This is a genomic window from Neobacillus sp. plas4 (assembly GCF_057221695.1).
This window is the reverse complement of the sequence record NZ_CM170152.1, coordinates 5385252-5406556: the sequence shown is the minus strand read 5'-3', so window position 1 is coordinate 5406556 and position 21305 is coordinate 5385252. Positions and strand designations below refer to the sequence as shown.

Genomic DNA, 21305 nt, shown 5'->3' with positions numbered 1-21305 from the left:
CAAATAGCAAGGAGAGTTAACCTATGACAGCCTTATTAGAAGTAAATCATGTGTCCAAACAATTTGGTAGTGATATGAGGGCGTTATCGGATGTTAACTTCTCTGTAAATGAAGGAGAGTTTGTTTCAATCATCGGTCCATCAGGAGCGGGGAAATCTACTCTCCTTCGTTGTATTAATCGAATGATTGGTGCAACGAGCGGAGAAATTATTTTTGATAACATGAACGTGATGAATCTGAAGAAAAAGGACTTAAAAATAATCCGAACGAAAATCGGAATGATCTTTCAGCATTATAATCTAGTTAATCGCTTAAGTGTCATTGAGAATACGCTTCATGGCAATTTGGGGAAAAAATCAACATTGGCTGGAGTCCTCGGCCTTTATAGTCAAGAAGAAAAGGAACAGGCATTTAACATTCTACATGTTCTTGGTTTAGAAGAACACATCTATAAACGGGCGGATCAATTGAGCGGCGGTCAAAAGCAGCGAGTTGGAATTGCTCGTGCTCTTATTCAAAATCCAATGATGCTTTTGTGTGACGAGCCCATTGCTTCACTTGACCCGAATTCGGCAAAGATCATTATGGATCACTTGAGAAACATTTCAAGGACCATGGGCATTACCGTTTTAGTAAATCTGCATCAAGTGGATGTGGCATTGAAGTACTCGGATAAAATCATTGGTATTAACAGTGGTCAAGTTGTTTATAATGGCGCGCCTAAAAACATTACAAAAGAAGATATTCAGCGTATTTACGGCTCTGAAGCTGAAGATCTTATTTTTGATGTAGGAGGCATCCATGCAGGCTAATTATTTTGTGAAAAAGAAACGCAATACGTTGGGATTTCTCGCCATCTTAAGTGCTGTCACGTTACTAGCCATTATCATCACCGAGTACAATATCGTTAAAGGATTTACCTCATTACCAAAAGCAGTTGAATGGGGAGTGGCAAACTTTTATCCAACGCAAGAATCATTAACGAAGCTTCCTGATATTCTGGATAAGTTAATCGAAACGCTGTTGGTTTCGATTGCGGCAACCACTACGGGAGCTGTTTTTGCCTTACTATTTGCGATTCTTGGTTCGAATACGACAAGAGTGAACGCCTTTTTTGGAGGTATTAGCAGAGGAATTGCGACTATTTTTCGAAATATCGATGTGGCAGCCTGGGCTATGATTCTACTATTTTCATTTGGTCAAAGTTCATTAACAGGTTATTTTGCCTTGTTTTTTGGTTCGTTTGGCTTTTTAACAAGAGCTTTTGTTGAAACCATTGATGAGGTAAGCAGTGGCTCTGTTGAAGCACTACAAGCAACTGGTGCAAGCTACTTTTCGATTATCTTTCAGTCTGTGATCCCATCAGGCCTTCCACAAATGATCAGCTGGATCTTATTCATGATAGAAACAAATATAAGAAGTGCCACCCTGATCGGGCTGCTTACCGGCTCAGGGATTGGGTTTACATTTAACTTGTATTATAAAAGTTTAAATTATGATGTTGCTTCTTTGGTTGTTGTCGTTATTATCGTTGCGATATTATTCATTGAATCGGTATCTAATTACGTCAGAAGGGCGGTTCTGTAATGGAAGCAAATGAACAATTAACCTCAGCCAAACAATTACTGGACCCGAATCACCGTCTGCAAAAGAAAATAAGAATTAAAACTTTGACTAAATCAACTGTGGTCATAAGAAGTACACTGAGCATTTTAGCACTTTTAACCTTTTACGCATTTTTTAGTTTTAACTACAAACAGCTTGATTTTGGAGAAGCAGTTTTAACTACTTTTGCGAATCTAAAAGCAATGTTTCTAGAACCTCATCTTGAACATTTTACCTTTACTCATGCACTTTATCAGGTGTTTGTCACGTTGGGTCTAGCTTTTTTAACCACATTGTTTGGAGCTATCATCGCTGTGTTTTTGGGATTACTGGCTGCTGAAAATTTGACGAATAAACGAGTTTCTTCTGTGATTAAGGGAGCAGTTGCTTTTATAAGAGCAGTTCCGACTGTTTTGTGGGTGTTAATTTTTGCGGTGGCGGCAGGCCTCGGAAGTGTAGCTGCTGTCATTGGAATGACGTTCCATTCGGTAAGCTATTTAGTAAAGGCATATTCTGAGTCCTTTGAGGAATTAGACAAGGGAGTCATCGAGGCCCTTCAAGCGAGTGGAGCAAACTGGTGGCAGATTATTTTTCAAGCGGTTATTCCATCCTCTCTCACTTATATGATTTCCTGGACGTTTCTTCGATTTGAAATCAACTTCGCGGTTGCCATCGCTATGGGAGCAGCAGCAGGTGCTGGCGGCATCGGATTTGACATGTTTATGGCGAGCAGTTTCTACTTAGACATTAGGGAAATTGGGGCCATAACCTATTTTATCTTAGCTATTGCCATCCTTCTGGAATTGGCAGCGATTCGATTTAAAAAGAAGCTCAAGGTGAATGGGTAAGCTGCCGATCGTGTTGCAATGCGCCATATGACTATTATGATGAGTGCAATTACGATGTTTACGGTCAGCTTTTTTATTGGATAGGCGGACAACACGTTTTATAGACACGCTGCGGGCACCGAGCCAATAATGGATGAGTCTGAATCAAAGAAATCTTAATGTAAAGCGATTTGATTAATTATGGGCTTTATAAAACCTTCATGAGGCCCATTTTCCTAATTTCAAAGTTTTTTGGGCTTCATAAACAAGGCATGATTCAACGATAGCTGAATCATGCCTTGTTATTTTTTATGGATTTATAAAGCTTCCTTAATTTTTCTAATCATATCCTGATATTCATTGTCAGTCAGATACGTTTTCCCAGGGTTCATTTCAAACGTTGATCCCCAGTTTTCTTTGCCTTCGTATTTAGGAACAATATGCATATGTAGGTGATGCATTGTATCGCCATAAGCACCATAATTAATTTTACCAGGTTCGAAAGCCTTGTTTACTGCAGCGGCAACCTTTTTTACATCGTTCATGAAAGCGGCTAATTCATCTTGATCAAGATCAAATAATTCTTTTACATGATTTTTATAAACGACGTTGCATCGACCAGTATACGTCTGTTCTTTAAAAAGGAAGACTGTAGAAACATCCAGCTTCGCAATTTCAATCATCAGGTTGTCACGTCTTTCATCTTCCATGCAATACATACATTCTTTGTTCAATTCCATCCTTTTTCATCCTCACTTATTTAGTTATCAGCCACAGGGACGGTTCTCCTGGTTCAAAAGTGCCAGGAGAACCGTCCCTGTGGCAACGAAAGACCAGAATCAATCTCATTATCAGTATATCACAATACCATTTGTAGTATCCGAAACCTATTCGGCTAAAAACAGGAGCTATATGACTATAAAAAGGGATTTCTTCCAATACAATTGAGAGTCAAAAATCAAGTAAAAATATTTGGTTTAAATTTCCTTTACTTGGCAATTATATGGAGGGTGTAGATTTTTAATAAAGATTTAATAAAGGAGGATGGATGATGTTACTAGTACCACGTGAGATAGACAAACTTATGATTGTTGTGGCAGCTGACCTCGCAAAAAGAAGATGGGATAGAGGATTAAAGCTAAATTACCCTGAGGCCGTCGCACTCATTACATACGAAGTATTAGAAGGTGCTAGGGATGGGAAAACCGTAGCAGAATTAATGGAATATGGAGCAACCATATTGACACGAGATGATGTAATGGAAGGTATTGCAGATATCATTGACGATATCCAGGTAGAAGCTACTTTTCCTGATGGAACAAAATTAGTAACTGTTCACGATCCAATACGTTAACTAGAGGCAGGAGGGCACCCGAATGGAATGGGAACCAGGTCAATTATTTTTAAAAGAGGAACCGATTATTTGCAATGAGGGAAAAGACCTTTTTCGAGTGAAGGTCACAAATACAGGTGACCGGCCAGTTCAAATCGGTTCACACTATCATTTTTTTGAAGTGAATGAATCCTTACAATTTAACAGAGAAGAAGGGTATGGAAAAAGGTTAAATATTCCTGCCGGTGCGGCAGTCCGTTTTGAACCGGGTGATGAAAAGGAAGTTGAGCTGGTTCAATATGGAGGAGAGCGCAGGGTTTACGGCTTTAACAATAAAACGGATGGGGCTTTAGAAGGGGGCAATCACAAATGAGTTTTGAAATGCAGAGGAAGCAATATGCCCAAATGTTCGGTCCCACTACTGGAGATTCGATTCGGTTAGCGGACACCGATATAATCATTCAAATTGAAAAAGATTATACCACTTATGGTGAAGAAGTCGTTTTTGGCGGCGGTAAAGTCATTCGTGATGGAATGGGACAACATCCTCTCGTCACTCGTGGTGATGGCATCCCTGACGTAGTTATTACCAATGCGGTCATTTTAGATTATACAGGAATTTACAAGGCTGATATTGCGATTCGTGACGGTAAAATAGCTGCCATGGGCAAAGCGGGAAATCCATTAGTACAGGATGGGGTCGATATTGTTATTGGGGCTTCAACTGAAATTATCGCTGGTGAAGGGATGATTGTAACCGCAGGGGGAATTGACACCCATGTTCATTTCATTAACCCGGCTCAAGTCGAAGTTGCCCTAACTGCAGGACTTACCACCTTAATTGGCGGCGGAACAGGGCCTTCTGCTGGTTCAAGAGCGACAACTGTTACTCCTGGAGAATGGAATATCCACCGCATGCTTGAAGCGGTCGAGGGTCTGCCAATCAATGTTGGCTTAACAGGAAAAGGGCAGGCTGCAACAGAGGAACCGTTGGCCGAACAAATTAGGGCTGGTGTCATCGGGTTAAAAGTTCATGAAGACTGGGGTGCAACACCTTCCGCACTAGATCATACATTGTCAGTTGCTGACAAATTTGATGTACAGGTGGCACTTCATGCAGATACCCTAAATGAATCAGGGTTTGTTGAAAATACAATGGCGGCTTTAAAAGACCGTGTTATTCATATGTACCATACAGAAGGTGCCGGCGGCGGTCATGCGCCCGATTTAATTAAATCGGCCAGCTATATGAATGTACTGCCTTCTTCAACAAATCCTACATTGCCATATACGATTAACACCGTTGATGAACATTTAGATATGCTTATGGTTTGTCACCATTTGAATCCATCCGTTCCTGAAGATCTTGCCTTCGCGGATTCACGGATTAGAAAGGAAACCATTGCGGCAGAAGATGTCCTGCAGGATATGGGCATTTTTAGCATGACGAGCTCCGATGCGCAGGCAATGGGGCGAATTGGTGAGGTAGTTCTAAGAACCTGGCAGGTAGCCGATAAAATGATAAAAGAAAGAGGTTATCTTCAAGGGGATAATAAGCTTTCTAATAATAATCGGGCAAAGCGTTATATTGCAAAATATACAATCAATCCTGCGATCACCCATGGAATTTCCGATTATGTCGGGTCGATTGAAGTAGGAAAAATTGCAGACTTAGTTATGTGGTCTCCAGCGTTTTTTGGTGTTAAGCCAGAGTTGGTCATCAAAAGTGGAATGATTGTTCATGGAATGATGGGAGACGCGAACGCATCGATTCCAACACCGCAGCCAATTATTAGCCGTCCTATGTATGCTACTACTGGGAAAGCATTGCAAAAAAGTTCGATTACATTCATATCGCAAGCAGCTTATGAAGATAAAGTCCATGAAAAGCTTGGGTTAGAAAAAATGATCATGCCGGTACATGGAATCAGAAAGTTAACGAAAAAAGACATGAAACTGAATTCAGAAACCCCTGAATTATCTGTTGACCCGCAAACATATGAGGTTAGAGTCAACGGAGAGCTGATTACCAGTGAGCCGGCAAAAGAACTACCGATGGCGCAACGTTATTTTCTATTTTGAGGTGAGAAAGTATGCTGATCGAAAGAGTCGAAACCAATATTGAACACATGGAAAAGGAAGAAATTATAAGAAGGCATATCGAAAAAGTATACCTTGAGAGTGATCACTTGGTAAAACGAATTCAAAGAGTGACATCTGACCACGGACGGGAAATCGGGATTCGGTTAAAAGGTCCACGTGATCTTGTTGCTGGAGATGTACTCTATATGGATGATAAAAATATGATTGTTATTGACGTGGTTGCAGACGATTTATTAGTCATCACTCCCCGGAGTATCAAAGAAATGGGGACAATTGCTCATCAGTTAGGGAATAGACATCTTCCAGCCCAATTTGAAGATGATAGCATGATGGTTCAATATGATTACCTTGTGGAGGAACTATTAAATGAACTGGAGATTCCCTACCAACGTGAAAAGCGAAAAGTAAAACAGGCTTTTCGACATATTGGACATAGCCATGGATGATAAAATTCTTGCACTCTTTCAGCTATGTGATTCCAATTTTCCTACAGGTGCCTTTAGTCATTCCTATGGACTAGAAAGTTATATCCAAGAGGAAACGGTACATAACGTAGAAACATTTTCGCAATGGCTGCAGGTGTTTATTCAAGAACAGCTCCTAAACTCCGATGGGCTGGCATGTCATCTTGTGTACCAAGCATTAGAGGATGAGGATTTCCAAAAGGTATGGAAATTAGACAGAATGTTGACCGTGCAAAATTTGCCTCGTGAAACGAGGGAGGGCAGCATGAGGATGGGGGAACGGATGTTAGAACTTGTCCAATCCTTATATGAAATACCTGCCCTCTTGCCTTATAGAAAACGAATTACAGAAAAGCAGTCATTTGGTCACCCAGCCATTGTTTTTACAATGGTTGCTCACAATCTTGGTGTCTCCAAATCGACAACCGTTTTATTTTATCTGTATTCTGTCGTTTCCAGTCTCGTTCAAAATGCAGTAAGAGGTATTCCTTTGGGCCAGACAGCTGGACAGAAAATCATTCGTGAGATTCAACCTGTTTTAGTGGATGCCGCTGCGGCTATCGGGCAGTTGGGTGAAGAAGATTTTGGTATCGTTTCACCTGGTATCGAGTTATCGCAAATGAGGCACGAACGTGTAAATATTCGAATTTTTATGTCATGAGAGGAAGTGTTTTTTATGGAACCAATTAAAGTTGGAGTAGGCGGACCAGTCGGAGCAGGAAAAACGATGTTGGTTGAAAAACTTACTCGGCGTTTAAATGAGGAAATCAGTATGGCAGTGGTGACAAACGATATCTATACAAAAGAAGATGCGAAATTTCTAATGCAAAACGGAGTCCTGCCAGCCGATCGTATTATTGGGGTGGAAACCGGCGGCTGCCCGCATACTGCCATTCGTGAAGATGCATCAATGAATTTTGCCGCCATCAATGAACTTAAAGAAAAACATCCAGATGTACAATTGATTTTTGTGGAAAGCGGCGGGGACAATCTTGCTGCAACGTTCAGCCCTGAACTGGTTGATTTCTCCATTTATATTATTGATGTGGCCCAAGGGGAAAAAATCCCGAGAAAAGGCGGGCAGGGAATGATTAAATCGGATTTATTTATCATTAATAAAACCGATTTGGCACCACATGTCGGTGCAAGTCTTGAAGTTATGGAATCCGACACGAAACAGTTCCGCGGGGACAAGCCGTTTGCCTTCACCAATTTAAAAGATGAAGCGGGGCTGGATAATGTCCTTGATTGGTTGAAGCAGAACGCTCTATTAAAAGGATTAGCGTAAAATGGAACAATGGACAGGTGTTTTGCATTTAAATGCGGAAGACAGAAAAGGGAAGACTGTTGCAAAAAATGTTTATTATCAGGGTGCATTTAAGGTAATGCGCCCTGTTTATCATGATGATTCCGGCAGGGCATGTTACTATTTATTAAATCCCGGAGGCGGCTATTTAGATGGGGACCGCTATCAAATGAAGATAGTGGTGGGGGAAAATGCAAAATTAACCTTAACCACCCAGGGAGCGACAAAGGTTTATAAAACACCGAATCGTTTTGCCTACCAAGAATCAGAGATTTCCTTGCAAGCTGGAAGTTATCTAGAGTATTTCCCTGATCCGTTAATTGCCTATCAAAATGCACATTACAAACAAAAAAATGTATTCCGAATGGATCAATCAGCCACCTTACTTTATTCAGATATCATTACTCCGGGTTGGTCACCAGAAGGAGAGCGGTTTAGCTATAAAACTGTTCAGTTATTAAATGAAATCTATATGGATGATGAATTAGTGGTTTATGATCATTTACATTTGAAGCCTGCACTGCAAAATATCAGGGGACTTGGATTTATGGAAGGATTTACCCATTTAGGGTCAATGTTCGTCGTTTGTAAGCAAATGAATAGTTCTTTTCTTGACCAGTTATATTCCATTCTTGATATGAATACATTGGATTATAAAGTTGGGCTGTCCTTACTGCCAGTATCCGGATTTACTGTTCGGGTATTCGCGAATACGACACAAGTGATTGAAAGGATCTTTTCGGAAATTCACAGGCATATTAGTCATGAATGGTTTCAATCAAAACAATATTCACTTAGAAAATATTAATGTATGAACTGAGCAATTACAGAAAATTGCCGAAGAACTAGTAGAGATTGTTTTTGGGGAGGAAGAAATAATGGAAGTTACGTTATTTTCAGTTTTAGCGTTAGGCTTTATTTTGGGCATTAGGCATGCCATGGAACCTGATCATATGATTGCCGTTACTACGATTGCAAGTCAAAGTAAAAAATTATGGCAAGCCTCACTTGCCGGCGTCTTTTGGGGAATAGGGCATACAGTCACACTTTTCGTTATTGGTTTAATCTTTATTGTGATGAAAAATGATATTCCGGAAAAGTGGTCACTGACTTTAGAATTTTTGGTAGGAATTATGTTGGTGTACCTAGGTATTGCTGCGATGTTGTCCATCCGCAAAAAACAAAATCATTCTCATCATCACGATGAAAATATCATTCACCTGACAAAGGTAAAAAAAGGTACATATTATAAATCCCTTTTCATTGGATTTATTCACGGGATTGCCGGCAGCGGGGCCATGGTCCTTCTTACCATGAGCACGGTTGATACTGTATGGCAGGGTGCTATGTATATGATTGTGTTTGGAATAGGTACGGTAATCGGCATGTTGATTTTTACCACCATTATCGGAATTCCATTTATTTTGAGCATGAATCGAATGGCCGCAAGCAAAGGATTGATTTTAACCACAGGTACGATCAGTATTATTTTTGGTTTTTATTATATGTACAATCTAGGCGTCAACGATGGGTTGTTTAGTCTTTGGGTCTAGTCGCCGCATATTCGGTATTTAAATGGGAGAAACTCCAACCATCTGAAAAAAGGAGGAAAAGACATGTTTGAAGATTTTGAAATAAATCGTTTATTCGAGGGAACCGTTCATGAACATCCGCATTTTTCCTTAAATGTAGAAGGAAATGAATATAAAGGAATGATTGATGATAACAAAATACATTGGTACAATCCACATCCGAAACAAACACTTGATCAAGAACAGGTTAGTGCCATTGAATCAAAGATAGTTACTATATATGGTGACCAATTGGAAAAATAAAAAATGGCTGTCTCAATCCCTTTTGAGACAGCCATTTTTAATCCAGCTCCAGCGCCCTAGCGGCTAGTGTCCTTCGCTCTCCGCCCTACGATAAGTCAACATCGAATCGCCTCCGGCTCTTCGTGTTTCCTTTATCTCAGTTGGAGCGCTCCAGGCCATACGCCGCTGAACAGGGCGCTTGCGCTTTTTGTTCTTTATATGTTAGGCAGTACTTTCCTGGCTCCTAAGAAAATCCAAGTGCAAAGTACAAAAGGCATGGTTAGCGCCGGGAGTCCATATGGCAAAAGCAATGTTACAATACTAGCTGTAATTGGAACGGTTAAACAAGCGGCAATAATTCCAGTTATTTTTCCATACCGGGAGTCTCCCTTAAATACAACCGATACGGCAAGAATCGTTAAAATGGCATTATATCCATAAAGCCCGATAAAAATTAATGAGTGTTCTCCACCGAGGCTGTAGGATGTTAACAAAGCAGCAATATTGCCTATTACCGCATACACACCTAATCTCCATCCTGCCCAAAAAACAGCTATAAAAAGCAAAATACCGGAAAGGGTATGCTCAAGGAAGAAAATTTGCCCGATACCATTTACGGCTCCCTCAAGCCAATCGGTCTCTCCCTTAATATTTAACGTCCAACTCGATAACGATTGTGGCGTAAGCTCTGGACTGATCTTAAAAGAAACGAGTCTGTAAGTAGTGAGCAACAAAAGCCAAGTTAGAGCAATAAAAGGGAATGTCAAAATCGGTATACCGGATGGTCGAAAAACGTGCACCATTGCTGCTGTAAATAAAGCAGCAATCGCGGACCCAGCCAGGGCAATGAACCATCGTTCATCACCTTGTAAAAATAAATAAAGCGCCATTCCTGTAAGAACGGAATTATACCCAAATAATCCCCGATTAACCTGTTCCTCTTCTGCACCGCCTGCCTTACCAATTAATATTCCAATTAAACTTGATAGAAATGTGATAATTCCTAAAGAATACGATGCAATGGTAATCGCCATCAAAATGATAAATCCCGAGATAGCATTCTCAATAAAAATGACTTGAGAAATTCCCTTTAGGGATGTTAAAAACAGCCAACTCCATTTGTTCTTATTTATGGATAACAACTCCTCTGCGGTCCTAAAGGGACTTGAAAATAATTGTTTCTGACTATTAGTGTTTCCGCCTTTTTCCTTTTTATTTGCTGAAATTTGGGATTAGTCCTCGCTGCTAGAGGAAGCCGGAGGGACGGTTCTCCTGGCTCAAAAGAGCCAGGAGAACCGTCCCTCTGATCACCACAAATCAATATGCTTCTTTAGGACTGAACTTGCCTATGCCCTTTAATTCTTTGTCGAAAAATTTTAGAATGAGATCATTTTCAGTTTCTAGCGCGTAATAATTGTCAATGTCGGCTTTTCCGCCTTGCATAATCGTTGCAAGTATTGGAGAGAAAAGTGATAAATCGGTAAAGCTTAAATGTTTTGCCCCATGGAAATGAGTCGTATATGCCTCTTTAAATGATTCATTATTGGTTTTGTTTGCTGCATAAAGGGAGTTGCTTTCGAGCTGGCCCCAAACATCGTCAGAATAAATGTTAAAAAGTGGAGTTACATAAGGTTCACTGCTAGCCACAAAATCCTTGATTTCTTTCTTATAAACAAGATCACTAAAGAAAGGGGCGTCAATATTTACAACTGCACTTATATCATTCCGTTCCCTGCCTAGCCAAACACTTGCTGCACCGCCCATTGAGTGCCCAAACACACCAATCTTCTCAGTATTGATATGATGGTAAACCGGTTTTTTATCAGTTTTGGCTTTTTCAAGTATTGTATCTATGACAAAATTCATATCGTCTGTTCGCAGTTTCATCCATTTTTGAATGAGTCCATAAAGTTCTTCATTCGTGTAAATACTTTCTTCTTTATTGAGATTGCTGATTTCAAGGTTATAATCTGAATTAATCACAGCCCTCGTTCCATCCTCTGAAACGGTATAAAAAGAATGATAAGGATGATCGATTGAGACGACTACATAGCCGTGGCTTGCAAGCTCCGTATAGGTAGAGGTATTGCTTGATTTAATACCCGTCGCTCCATGGGAGAACACCAATAGAGGAAATGTTCCATCTGCCTTTTTTGGATACCAAAATTCCACATTCACAAATCTTTTGTCCCCTTTATCGGTAAATTCCTCGATCCGATTTTTATCAATATAGGTGTAAGTAGCTGTTGCGACTTCATACTCACCTGTCACTTTTGGTGATTTATGCTGCGGAAAAACAATGGATGGTGCAAATGCAAAAACCAATGCCAAAATTGTAATTATGGATTTCCACACAATAGAAGTAGTTTTGTATTTTATGATCGTTGTTTTATTGCGGATAAGAGAGACCGCACCCTTTGCCGCCATTACGAAAAGCAGAATAGCAGGCAGGAACCAGCGGAAACTCCATACAATCACGGATAACAGGGTAAGAATGACAAATGCTGCAAATACAGCAACCCTCATCCAGTTCTTTACTTTTTTATGGTTTTGCTTCGTTACCATACAATAGATTACAAAACCAACCTCACAAATCAATGCAATCAAAAATAGTACCGTTCCAATCATATTACCCCTTCTTTTTGAAAAATATTTATGAACTCATCATAAAAAAATTGTGGGAGGAAATATATAGAAAAACGGTAAGTTGTATCCACAGGCCAATAAGATGCAAAAAATACGATAAGCTATAAGCCTACCGCATTATAATCGGCTGCAAATGCTGCAGCTGTTTGTTCTTATCGTTAAGCATCTTGCTTAAATGCCTTTAGTTTTTCATTGATTTGCTGCGCTTCTTTTTTATCATTTTTCCATGACAGCAGGCGAACTAGAATATAGATAACAGCAATTTGCAGTGCAAGAATGATTCCGTCTGATACACTATTCACAAAATCAAAAACACTGCCAAGGGCAATCAATAGAATTTCCAAAGTGAAAAAATGAATGGTCCTTCTTATCCGCAATTCCTTCTCACTTACATCAGTAGGAGAATACAAAATAAAACCCAGTAATGCACTAATTAATGAAAAGGCCATTATAATATAAATCGAGTTCAAATCAAAGGTCAGATGGGGATAATAGATTTGTCTTAAAATCGTAATGATAATAATGATGGATGCAAAGATTATTAAGAAATCCTTGATAATTTTTTGTGCAAATTCGGACATCTTCATATGTATCCCTCCTTCATAAGCCAAGCATGTTTTTAAGGACAGGCACATACTGCCTTGAAACAACCGCACGTTCCCCGTTATCAAGCACCGCTTCGAAACGACCGCTAATGGACGGATAAATAGATGAAATTTTAGCTATGTTCAAAATGGTTGATTTGGAGGCACGAAAACAGTTCTTTTCTTTGCATAATTCCTCTAACTCATAAAGCTTTTGTTTTACCTCAAAAACGTTGTCCTTGCAATAACAAAAAACCTTTCCGTCTACTGCCTCAAAATAATAGATATCCTTAAGATTAATACGATGAACCCTATCTTCTTGATATCCAACTAAAGTGAGGTCTTCTGTTTTCAGCTTGTTTACGATTTCGTATATTTCTTCATCTACCTCATGACACCTAATGAGAATTTCTTCTCTCAGTTCCTTGCTTATTTCTTCAATTGAAATTTTCATCTTATCACCCGAGAAAATTCAAATTATTTTGCATTCTTAGGCCAACTTCATTATAACACCGGTACCATTGTGTCGGGAAGCCGCAGGGACGGTTCTCCTGGCTCTAAAGTGCCAGGAGAACCGTCCCTGCGGACTAAGTAAGGGGAAATTTTAATAAACAAGGCATGATTCAACGTTCGATTGATTCATGCCTTGTTTTTAATTCACTTGAATTTCACTCATTAACGCATGTGTATTGCCTTCGTCATCTTTAAAAAACGCCATCCAGGTTTCAGTTTGTCCCATTTTTGCGATCAGATGAGGTTCGTCGATAAAGGTAACTTCCTTCGAACTTAATTCCTCATAGCTTGCATAAATGTCTTCTACTTGGAAATAAAGAATCGAGCTGGCTTTGGCAAATTCCTCATTTTCAGGAAGACTTAGAAGGAGACGTGTCCCATTGCTTTCAAAGAAGGCTAAATTTCCTGCAGTAAATAAAAGTGGAAGACCTAGTTTTTCCTTATAGAATTGAATCGCTCGTTCTAAATCTTTTACCGGTACCCCGATTTGTCCGATTTTTTGAATTTCCATCGACAATTTCCCCCTCTTACATTCGTTCTCCATTATCATAATCGAAAATTTGTGGCAAATCTATAGCATTTAATGTGACTAGATTTGGAATTTTTAACAAGGAACGATTCCTTTTCTCGACAATAAATTTTCTAGAAAATAGACTGAAGTTTGTTTATCAAAAGGGTTCTTGACGTTTGAATCAATCATTTGGTTGGGGGTGTTTCCCGGGAAATTTATCGTATTTTGTCAGCGGCATTGTAACTTGTCTACACGCTCCTACCACGTTATGAATAAACTAATGTAATAGGCAGTTACTGAAAGGGGTGGCATTGTGGGCAGAAAATTAAAGGTTGCAATGATTTCACCAGGCACTTTTCCGATTGCCGGAAGAAAGGCAAGTTCCATTGAGATGTTGATGGTGAAGCTGGCGGAGCTTTTTCAAAAGAAAGCAGATGTGTTTATGTTTGGTAAGAAATTCAGCAGGCAGCCTCACTTAGAGAAAAAGGGGTCCATTACGTACTATCGTTTTCTTATCTTTCAAAGTAACCCTTATATGAAGCAAACCATTGAACAGCTGCAGACAATAAAGCCTGATATCATCCATATTGAAAATCGCCCAAGGTTTGTTAAGGCAGTCCGTTTGGCAATGCCTAGGTCAAAAATTATTTTAGTGATGCAGTCAACTCTGTTTATGTCGCGACCCCATATTAGCAAAGAGGAATTAATGAGGTGTTTGGAGGGAGCTGACGCAATAGTCGTCAATAGCCACTATTTAAAGAATCATATGGTAACAGAAAATCTATGCGCTTCATCAAAGATTATCGTGAATCATTTAGGCGTAGATGTGGATCAATTCCAGCCGAAATGGCACCAGGAACCGAAAGCTAGGGTGACGCAGTTGAAAGCGAAATGGGGCGTTACGGATAGGAAGATTCTTCTTTATGTTGGCCGGTTGGTTGAAATAAAAGGGGTTCACCATATTCTTGAGGCGATGCCGACACTCATTAAGGTCGACCCTTCGATTATCCTCTTTATTGCTGGCAGCTCCCTCGCGCCTTCTGCCGAAACCAGAGCATACGAAGCGCGGTTGCAGAAAATGGCTGAGAAAGTAAAGGATCATGTGATCTTTAACTCTATTATCACACACGATGAGATCCACACATGGTTTCAAATGGCGGATTTGCTGTTGGTTCCTTCGGCAGCAGAACCGTTCGGGCTGGTAAATGTCGAGGCGATGGCAGTAGGTACGCCTGTGATTGCGACAAATTCTGGAGGAATTCCGGAAATCATCGAACATGGAAAAACGGGAATTCTCATTCAACCAGAACGGGTGGTTAACGAATTAACCTGGCAGGTTATCAAACTGTTTGCAAATCCCAAAAAAATAATGAGGATGGGTGTGGAAAGCGCCTTACACGTTAGAAATCAGTTCACCTGGGCGCTTACAGCACAAAGGTATTTAGCATTATATCGGAAATTAGTAAAGTCATCCCGTATGAAGGACAAATCGCCATAGGAAATCCGAGGAAATGTCCATCATCCAGCGCATGAAGGACAAATCGTCATAGGAAATCCGAGGAAATGTCCATCATCCAGTGCATGAAGGACAAATAGTCATAGGAAATATGAAGAAATGTCCATCATCCAGTGCATGAAGGACAAATCGCCATAAGAAATCAGAAGAAATGTCCTTCATCACATCTGTCCTCATATGGGCAAATCCACAAATTTCACCTAAACAGGTCATTTCGTCCAAACTATTTATTCCGCTGAATCATAGTATGTTGAAGGATTCTAAGGGGATGTCCACCAAGAGAAGAGAGGAACGAGAAGATGGTAAATCCGGATTTTTGGAAAAATAAAAATGTCTTTATAACAGGTCATACAGGATTTAAAGGTTCGTGGTTATGCCTATGGCTGCATTCCTTAGGTGCAAACGTAACCGGCTACAGCTTAAAGCCGCCCACCTCTCCGAGTTTATTTGAGTTATGCGAGTTGGAAGCACTCATCCCTACTTACTACGGAGATATTCGTGACAAAGAAACGCTGGAAAAAGCAATCTTCGAAACAAATCCGGATATTGTCATTCATATGGCCGCCCAGCCATTGGTCCGCGCTTCTTACCTCCACCCGGTTGAAACATACGCTACCAATGTAATGGGAACCGTTCATCTACTAGAATCGGTAACACTGTCAGTCCAAAAGGGCGTAAATTTAAAGGCAGTCATCAATGTTACAACAGATAAATGCTATAGCAATCAAGAATGGCCATGGGGCTATCGAGAAATCGATGTGCTTGGCGGCTACGACCCTTATTCCAATAGCAAGGCCTGCTCCGAACTGGTAACGGAAGCGTATCGGAATTCATTTTTTCAAAGCAGTGGGATTGGTCTTGCTAGCGCACGTGCGGGAAATGTGATTGGTGGAGGCGATTGGGCACTCGACCGTTTGCTGCCGGATTGCTTTCGGACCCTAGCCCAAAATGGGAAAATAAAAATCCGAAACCCGCATGCGATTCGGCCGTGGCAGCATGTGTTGGATCCCTTAAGTGGGTATTTGACATTAGCAGAATATTTATACACACATGGAACACGTTTTGCAGAGGGATGGAATTTTGGTCCTGATGATGGCGATGGAAAAACGGTGGAATGGGTTGTAAACCAAATTTGTGCGAAATGGGGCAACAGTGCTTCCTATGAAGTTGTTCGTGGACCACACCCGCATGAAGCACACTATTTACGACTAGATTGCTCAAAGGCGAAATCTAAATTAGGCTGGTTCCCAAAATGGAATGTAGAGCAAGCCATCGATAAGAGTGTGGAATGGACAAAGGCATATTTAGCCCAAGAGGATGTTAAAGCTGTCTGCTTACAGCAAATCGATGAGTATTCAAAAAGCTAACAAACAAAGGGAGGAGAATCATGAAAGTCGTTATACTTTGTGGAGGAAAAGGAACGAGAATGAATGAAATCACCAATGAGCTTCCAAAGCCTCTTACATTAATAGGGGAGAAGCCGATTCTTTGGCACATTATGAAAATTTATCAGAACTATGGATTCAATGAGTTTATTTTATTGCTCGGGTATAAGGGTGAGAAGATCAAAGAATATTTTATGGACTACGAATGGAAGAATAATAGTTTTACGATGGATTCCTCTACCGGAGAGATTAAAATCTTAGGTCAAAAAGAGAAATGGAAGATTACTTTCCTTGAAACCGGTCTTAATACGATGACGGGTGGAAGAATCAAAATGGCGCAGGAGTTTATCGGCGACGAAAGCTTCCTATTAACCTATGGTGATGGCCTATCTGATGTTAATTTATACGAGTTGGTCGAATTCCACGAGACAAAAGGAACGGTTGCAACGGTAACAGGAATTAAGAAAAAAAGTCAATTTGGCACCCTAACCGTTCATCAGGGTCTTGCAGAATCCTTCGAAGAAAAAACACAGACAGATGAAATCATCAGTGGCGGCTACTTTGTGTTAAAACCGGAGGTCTTCAACTATTTAAAGGATGATGTCAATTGCATATTTGAAGAAGAACCTTTGAAAAAATTAACACAGGACCGTCAATTATCTGTCTATCTTCATGATGGATTTTGGACAGCTATCGATACGTATAAGAATGTATTAGATGTCAATGAAATGTGGGAGCAAGGGAACGTCGCATGGAATCCGGAACTAAAATGAGAAACTATTTTTGCGCGATCCTATCGAAAACGAGGCTTTATCAAGGCCTAGCTTTACTTACTTCGCTAAAAAAAGTAATGGGTAACGATTTTTACATCTTTATTCATTGTATAGACGAAGAGACGTTTACCCTTTTGAAAAAAATGAAATGGGAAAATTCAAAGCTCATCCCCGAAAAAAAATTAGCGAAGAGTATTGTCTTACTAAAAAACGAACGGAAAGTTCATGAGTACTGTTGGACATTGAAACCGGTCATCTGCGAATATGTATTGAGAAATTATCCGTCTGTCAAACGGATTACCTATCTGGACTCAGATTTGTATTTTTGGGGAGACCCAAGAACGATTTTTAAAAAACAGCCAGACTGTTCGGTGCTGCTTTCTATCGAAGAAAAATATAGTTCTAGAGCCAACCAAGCCATTCAACGGGGAAGCAAGATAACGGGTTTATACAATTCGGGATTTATCACTTTTAAACAGGATGAAATAGGTCTACAAGCAGTTACGTGGTGGAAGAAAAAATGCTTGGAAAACTGTAGGATTTCCCCTAAAGAAGGACTCTTTGGGGACCAAAAATATTTAGACGAGCTGCCTGAACGATTCGGAAATGTTTGTACTATTACAACACCTGGCGTAAATGTCGGACCATGGAATGAATTAAAGTACAAATTTTTAAAAGTTAATGAATCCATTTTGATTGATCATCACTTGCTTATTTTTTTTCATTTTAGTGGTTTACGAGTAATCTCCAAAAACAATATTCAGTCGGTTAATACAGTGAGTAAGAAGAGAAGTCCATTTATTTATCAACTTTATCGTGAAGCTATTGATGAGGCAATTGAGCTTGTTGAGAACATAGATCGAACTTTTAATGGATATGCTGGCGAGCTGGATTTGCAAAGATATTGGAATAAAGGCGGTGAAAGAAAATGATAGATCCTCCAATAGGTTACTACAGTCGTACAGTCGATTTTTTATCCACTTACAAGGATGAGACCACTCCTGCTCTGTATAAAAGACTTCCCATCCAACGGACCGTGATAAACACTAAGCCAAAGGGAGTCGAAACCATTAACTGGCATTATCATCCCCGAATTCCTAGGCAATTTGTAGCAAGTATTCCTTGGGGACGTGTCTGGGGAAGTAACGGAAGTGTCATCACACCTGATAATAAGCTGCTGTGGGATGTTTCGTTTGAGTATAATCTAACTCCAAAGACACATTCCATTTTCAAACAAAAGGAACTTTCCCCCATTACCTATACCCTTGAAACCTTGGCGGTTATCACCTTTCAAGTTAGTTTCAATTACTTCCATTGGATGTTTGATGTTTTGCCGCGGTTGGAATTACTACGCAAAAGTGGAATTGCGTACGATCGAATCGTTATCAATCGCGGTAAATATTATCATAAGGAGTATTGTGAATTTCAGGATGAAAGCTTGAAATTGCTTGGCATTTCAAAAGAAATGATCATTGAATGTCAACCAGATACGCATATTCTTGCCAAGCAATTAATTGTTTCTTCCATGGCGGGCTACTCCGCCCATGTACCGAAAAATGTTTGTCAGTTTCTAAGAAATGAATTTTTAGCAAAGGTCAAGGTTCGAAATGAAAGTAAGAACAAACGAATTTTTATCAGCCGCGAAGATGCCCTGCATCGTAAGGTATTGAATGAAAAAGAGGTATTTGCTGTTTTAGAAAAATACGGATTTAAGATGGTTAAATTATCTACCCTGTCATTTGTTGAAAAAATTGAGCTTTTTAACCAAGCTGAAGTCATTGTCTCTCCGCATGGGGCTGGGCTTACAAACCTTATCTTTTGTAACCCAGGAACCAAAGTAGTGGAATTATTTACACCCACTTATTTGCTGCCATGCTTTCATATCATAAGTAATCATATGGAACTTGATTATTACGGTTTGATAGGGGAAGTGGTACCACGGGATGCCCACCGCAGTAACCATAAAGATCCGATTGTCATTGATATCGATAAGCTGAAAAAAACAATTAAATTAGCAGAATTAAAGTAGAAAAAAGTTTTTAAGAAATGAGGTGTATAAGGTATGGAAAGTGTCTACTGCACGATAATGACAAAAAGCAGGTTGTATCAGTTTCTTGCACTCATTTCCTCTTTGAATAAAGTCAGAGCTGGAGAATTTCGTTTTCATGTCCTCTGTGTCGATAAAGAAACCTACAATCTCCTGAAAAAGTTGAATTGGGATCATGTCATCGCAACCCGTGATAAAGAGCTGGGTGAGGATATTTTAGCTTTAAAAAAGGAGAGGAGAATCCATGAATATTGCTGGTCATTAAAAGCGCTATGGCTGGAAACGATTTTTCAGAAAAACCCTGAAGTGATGCGGGTAACCTTTATGGATTCCGATTTATATTTTTGGGACGACCCAGAATTGATTTTTAATGTGCAGCCAGATTGTTCTGTTTTATTATCAAGAGAAGAAAAATACCATCCTGATTGGAAAGGTAATTTCGTCAAAAGGTTGAAAAGACTAACAGGAGAATACAACTCGGGATTTATCAGCTTTAAGCGTGATAAGATGGGGACGGCATGTTTAGCCTGGTGGAGGGAAAAGACCTTGGAAGCATGTAGAATCGACCCGCGAAAGGGAATCTTTGGTGATCAACGGTATTTAAATGAGATGCCGAAGTTATTCTCAAACATCTGTGATATTACAACCGCTGGCGTGAATGTTGGGATCTGGAATTATCGAAAATATACTTTTTTTGAAAAAAATGGCCAAGTTTTCATCGACCGAACTCCTCTTATCTTTTATCACTTTAGTGGTGTTAGAGTCATAAATCAAGATAATAAGGTGGAAATTGTCCACGGGACACACGAAAATACACCGTTTGTTTTCACGATTTATCAAAATATCCTTACACAGCTTGTGACGAAGGTTAGGGAAGTGGAGCCTCTTTTTGACGGATTTGCAACAAAGGAGGATTTACAAAAGTATTGGTAATTTTGAAAGGGAGGGGGGAAAGTGAAAGACCTTAAACGACTTTGCAGGGAATATAAAATTGGCCGTTTGTTAGAGGTTGAGGACCTTCTTGGGGGCGGTTATATTAATGCGAATCTAAAGATTCGTACCAGCAAGGGTAAATATGTAGTTCGTATCTTCCTTAAGGAGGTAGAAGAAGATCAGCTGCAGTATGCTTATTCGATTGTTTCCGAGCTTTCTAAGGCCGGGGCACCTGCCTTACTGCCACTCTTGAATCAGAACGGCTTACCATATGCAAGGTATAAGGAGTTTATCGTGCAGATTACTCCCTTTGTAGAAGCCAATCGTTTTCTATCGGTCCCTGAACAAGCCTATCATAGTGGTAAAATGCTCCGCCGGATACACGGAACTCTTGCTAGCATTAAGGAAAGTCCAAAATCAACCGGTGTTTACCATTATTACCAGCTTGATCCTACTTCCATCATGAAAAGCTTGCAAGAAGAAGGGCATACCTTGCCCAGTCATAAGGGGACGGCCATCGATAATTTATTTCGTATGCTGCACCCTCATGTCATCGACACTAGTAATCTCCCGAAGACAATCATTCATGGAGATTGGAACCCATCGAATCAATTGTATAGGGAGAATAACGAGGTTCATTGTTTTTTGGATTTTGATACCTTGCAGCGGGGTGAACGGATCTTTGACGTTGCCTATGCCCTTTACTTTTTTCTCATACAGAAACGTAATAAAGTGTTGTGTCAGGCATTTCTGAAAGGCTATGGCGGGTTGACAAAACAGGAAATCAGCGTGCTGCCAAATCTTATCGTCAGGATTGGTTTGTACTTTGCAATCCTTGTGGACCAAGGAGACTTTAAGTTTGCTAGAAATAAGGTACAAATGGAGTGGCTAATCTCGGACAAAGGCAGGAAAACTGTTCAGGGATTCTGCATAAGAGGGGCATGA

The 21305-nt window shown here is 40.0% G+C and carries 25 protein-coding genes; 19 read left to right on the top strand and 6 right to left on the bottom strand.

The genetic code is table 11. The features are described 5' to 3' along the window. Positions 1-23 precede the first annotated feature (23 nt). Genes phnC through AC2TFD_RS27020 form a run of 3 tightly spaced genes read left to right on the top strand, consistent with a single transcriptional unit; the run spans position 24 to position 2453 of the window. Complete coding sequence (phnC, locus tag AC2TFD_RS27030; RefSeq protein WP_335568688.1) at positions 24-812, top strand: phosphonate ABC transporter ATP-binding protein; 789 nt, start codon at positions 24-26, stop codon at positions 810-812. After that, positions 802-1587: a PhnE/PtxC family ABC transporter permease gene (locus AC2TFD_RS27025; protein ID WP_335509185.1), complete on the top strand. Its 786-nt coding sequence runs from the start codon at positions 802-804 to the stop codon at positions 1585-1587. The genes phnC and AC2TFD_RS27025 overlap by 11 nt, the downstream gene beginning before the upstream one ends. Further along, complete coding sequence (locus AC2TFD_RS27020; protein WP_335509183.1) at positions 1587-2453, top strand: PhnE/PtxC family ABC transporter permease; 867 nt, start codon at positions 1587-1589, stop codon at positions 2451-2453. Before AC2TFD_RS27025 ends, AC2TFD_RS27020 begins: the two co-directional genes overlap by 1 nt. A 296-nt stretch (positions 2454-2749) precedes the next feature. On the opposite strand, the gene AC2TFD_RS27015 is transcribed toward AC2TFD_RS27020, so the two are convergent. Next, positions 2750-3172, bottom strand: coding sequence for an HIT family protein (locus AC2TFD_RS27015; RefSeq protein WP_335509180.1), 423 nt, complete (start codon positions 3170-3172; stop codon positions 2750-2752). 311 nt (positions 3173-3483) lie between these two features. Here AC2TFD_RS27015 and AC2TFD_RS27010 point away from each other — a divergent pair, with 311 nt between their 5' ends. The 9 genes from AC2TFD_RS27010 (at position 3484) to AC2TFD_RS26970 (ending at position 9473) form a co-directional block, all read left to right on the top strand. Continuing rightward, a complete protein-coding gene (locus AC2TFD_RS27010) occupies positions 3484-3786 on the top strand; it encodes an urease subunit gamma (protein WP_034675444.1) in 303 nt (100 codons plus the stop codon). A 22-nt stretch (positions 3787-3808) separates the two neighbouring features. Further along, the gene (locus AC2TFD_RS27005) at positions 3809-4138 is read left to right on the top strand and encodes an urease subunit beta (RefSeq protein ID WP_335517274.1); all 330 of its coding nucleotides are present in this window, start codon (positions 3809-3811) and stop codon (positions 4136-4138) included. Continuing rightward, positions 4135-5847, top strand: a complete 1713-nt coding sequence (gene ureC / locus AC2TFD_RS27000) for an urease subunit alpha (RefSeq protein WP_335517272.1) — start codon at positions 4135-4137, stop codon at positions 5845-5847. The genes AC2TFD_RS27005 and ureC overlap by 4 nt, the downstream gene beginning before the upstream one ends. Before the next feature lie 11 nt (positions 5848-5858). Then, positions 5859-6314 (top strand): urease accessory protein UreE, encoded by a 456-nt coding sequence (gene ureE, locus AC2TFD_RS26995; protein WP_335517270.1) that lies wholly within the window; start codon positions 5859-5861, stop codon positions 6312-6314. Continuing rightward, entirely contained in the window at positions 6307-6993 is a 687-nt protein-coding gene (locus tag AC2TFD_RS26990) for an urease accessory protein UreF (RefSeq protein ID WP_335517267.1), read from the top strand. Before ureE ends, AC2TFD_RS26990 begins: the two co-directional genes overlap by 8 nt. A gap of 15 nt (positions 6994-7008) precedes the next feature. Next, positions 7009-7620: an urease accessory protein UreG gene (ureG, locus tag AC2TFD_RS26985; RefSeq protein ID WP_034675468.1), complete on the top strand. Its 612-nt coding sequence runs from the start codon at positions 7009-7011 to the stop codon at positions 7618-7620. A 1-nt stretch (position 7621) separates the two neighbouring features. Beyond that, positions 7622-8446: an urease accessory protein UreD gene (locus AC2TFD_RS26980; protein ID WP_484674320.1), complete on the top strand. Its 825-nt coding sequence runs from the start codon at positions 7622-7624 to the stop codon at positions 8444-8446. Between the two features lie 70 nt (positions 8447-8516). Next, positions 8517-9191, top strand: coding sequence for a HoxN/HupN/NixA family nickel/cobalt transporter (locus AC2TFD_RS26975; protein ID WP_484674319.1), 675 nt, complete (start codon positions 8517-8519; stop codon positions 9189-9191). A 63-nt stretch (positions 9192-9254) separates the two neighbouring features. After that, positions 9255-9473 (top strand): hypothetical protein, encoded by a 219-nt coding sequence (locus AC2TFD_RS26970; RefSeq protein WP_335519424.1) that lies wholly within the window; start codon positions 9255-9257, stop codon positions 9471-9473. A gap of 194 nt (positions 9474-9667) precedes the next feature. Here AC2TFD_RS26970 and AC2TFD_RS26965 read toward each other — a convergent pair whose 3' ends face one another. The 5 genes from AC2TFD_RS26965 to AC2TFD_RS26945 all read right to left on the bottom strand — a co-directional run bounded on the left by AC2TFD_RS26965 (position 9668) and on the right by AC2TFD_RS26945 (position 13706). Further along, a complete protein-coding gene (locus AC2TFD_RS26965) occupies positions 9668-10594 on the bottom strand; it encodes an urea transporter (protein WP_484674318.1) in 927 nt (308 codons plus the stop codon). Between the two features lie 175 nt (positions 10595-10769). Beyond that, positions 10770-12080, bottom strand: coding sequence for an alpha/beta hydrolase family protein (locus AC2TFD_RS26960; protein ID WP_484674317.1), 1311 nt, complete (start codon positions 12078-12080; stop codon positions 10770-10772). Between the two features lie 176 nt (positions 12081-12256). Next, positions 12257-12685: a DUF3021 family protein gene (locus tag AC2TFD_RS26955; protein ID WP_335511775.1), complete on the bottom strand. Its 429-nt coding sequence runs from the start codon at positions 12683-12685 to the stop codon at positions 12257-12259. Positions 12686-12698: 13 nt separating this feature from the next. Continuing rightward, the gene (locus AC2TFD_RS26950; RefSeq protein ID WP_335511773.1) at positions 12699-13136 is read right to left on the bottom strand and encodes a LytTR family DNA-binding domain-containing protein; all 438 of its coding nucleotides are present in this window, start codon (positions 13134-13136) and stop codon (positions 12699-12701) included. A gap of 198 nt (positions 13137-13334) precedes the next feature. Then, positions 13335-13706 (bottom strand): VOC family protein, encoded by a 372-nt coding sequence (locus AC2TFD_RS26945; RefSeq protein ID WP_335511771.1) that lies wholly within the window; start codon positions 13704-13706, stop codon positions 13335-13337. Between the two features lie 313 nt (positions 13707-14019). Here AC2TFD_RS26945 and AC2TFD_RS26940 point away from each other — a divergent pair, with 313 nt between their 5' ends. The 7 genes from AC2TFD_RS26940 to AC2TFD_RS26910 all read left to right on the top strand — a co-directional run bounded on the left by AC2TFD_RS26940 (position 14020) and on the right by AC2TFD_RS26910 (position 21305). Beyond that, positions 14020-15204 carry a glycosyltransferase family 4 protein gene (locus AC2TFD_RS26940; protein ID WP_335511769.1) on the top strand — a complete coding sequence of 395 codons (1185 nt, stop codon included), beginning with the start codon at positions 14020-14022 and terminating at the stop codon, positions 15202-15204. Between the two features lie 317 nt (positions 15205-15521). After that, positions 15522-16589: a CDP-glucose 4,6-dehydratase gene (rfbG, locus tag AC2TFD_RS26935; protein ID WP_484674316.1), complete on the top strand. Its 1068-nt coding sequence runs from the start codon at positions 15522-15524 to the stop codon at positions 16587-16589. 20 nt (positions 16590-16609) lie between these two features. Continuing rightward, entirely contained in the window at positions 16610-17380 is a 771-nt protein-coding gene (locus tag AC2TFD_RS26930; protein ID WP_335568695.1) for a sugar phosphate nucleotidyltransferase, read from the top strand. Positions 17381-17523: 143 nt separating this feature from the next. Continuing rightward, positions 17524-18312 carry a glycosyltransferase gene (locus AC2TFD_RS26925; protein WP_484676369.1) on the top strand — a complete coding sequence of 263 codons (789 nt, stop codon included), beginning with the start codon at positions 17524-17526 and terminating at the stop codon, positions 18310-18312. Next, a complete protein-coding gene (locus tag AC2TFD_RS26920) occupies positions 18309-19409 on the top strand; it encodes a glycosyltransferase family 61 protein (RefSeq protein ID WP_484674315.1) in 1101 nt (366 codons plus the stop codon). The genes AC2TFD_RS26925 and AC2TFD_RS26920 overlap by 4 nt, the downstream gene beginning before the upstream one ends. Before the next feature lie 33 nt (positions 19410-19442). Then, positions 19443-20360, top strand: a complete 918-nt coding sequence (locus AC2TFD_RS26915) for a putative nucleotide-diphospho-sugar transferase (protein ID WP_335568697.1) — start codon at positions 19443-19445, stop codon at positions 20358-20360. Positions 20361-20381: 21 nt separating this feature from the next. Further along, a complete protein-coding gene (locus AC2TFD_RS26910; protein WP_335568698.1) occupies positions 20382-21305 on the top strand; it encodes a phosphotransferase enzyme family protein in 924 nt (307 codons plus the stop codon).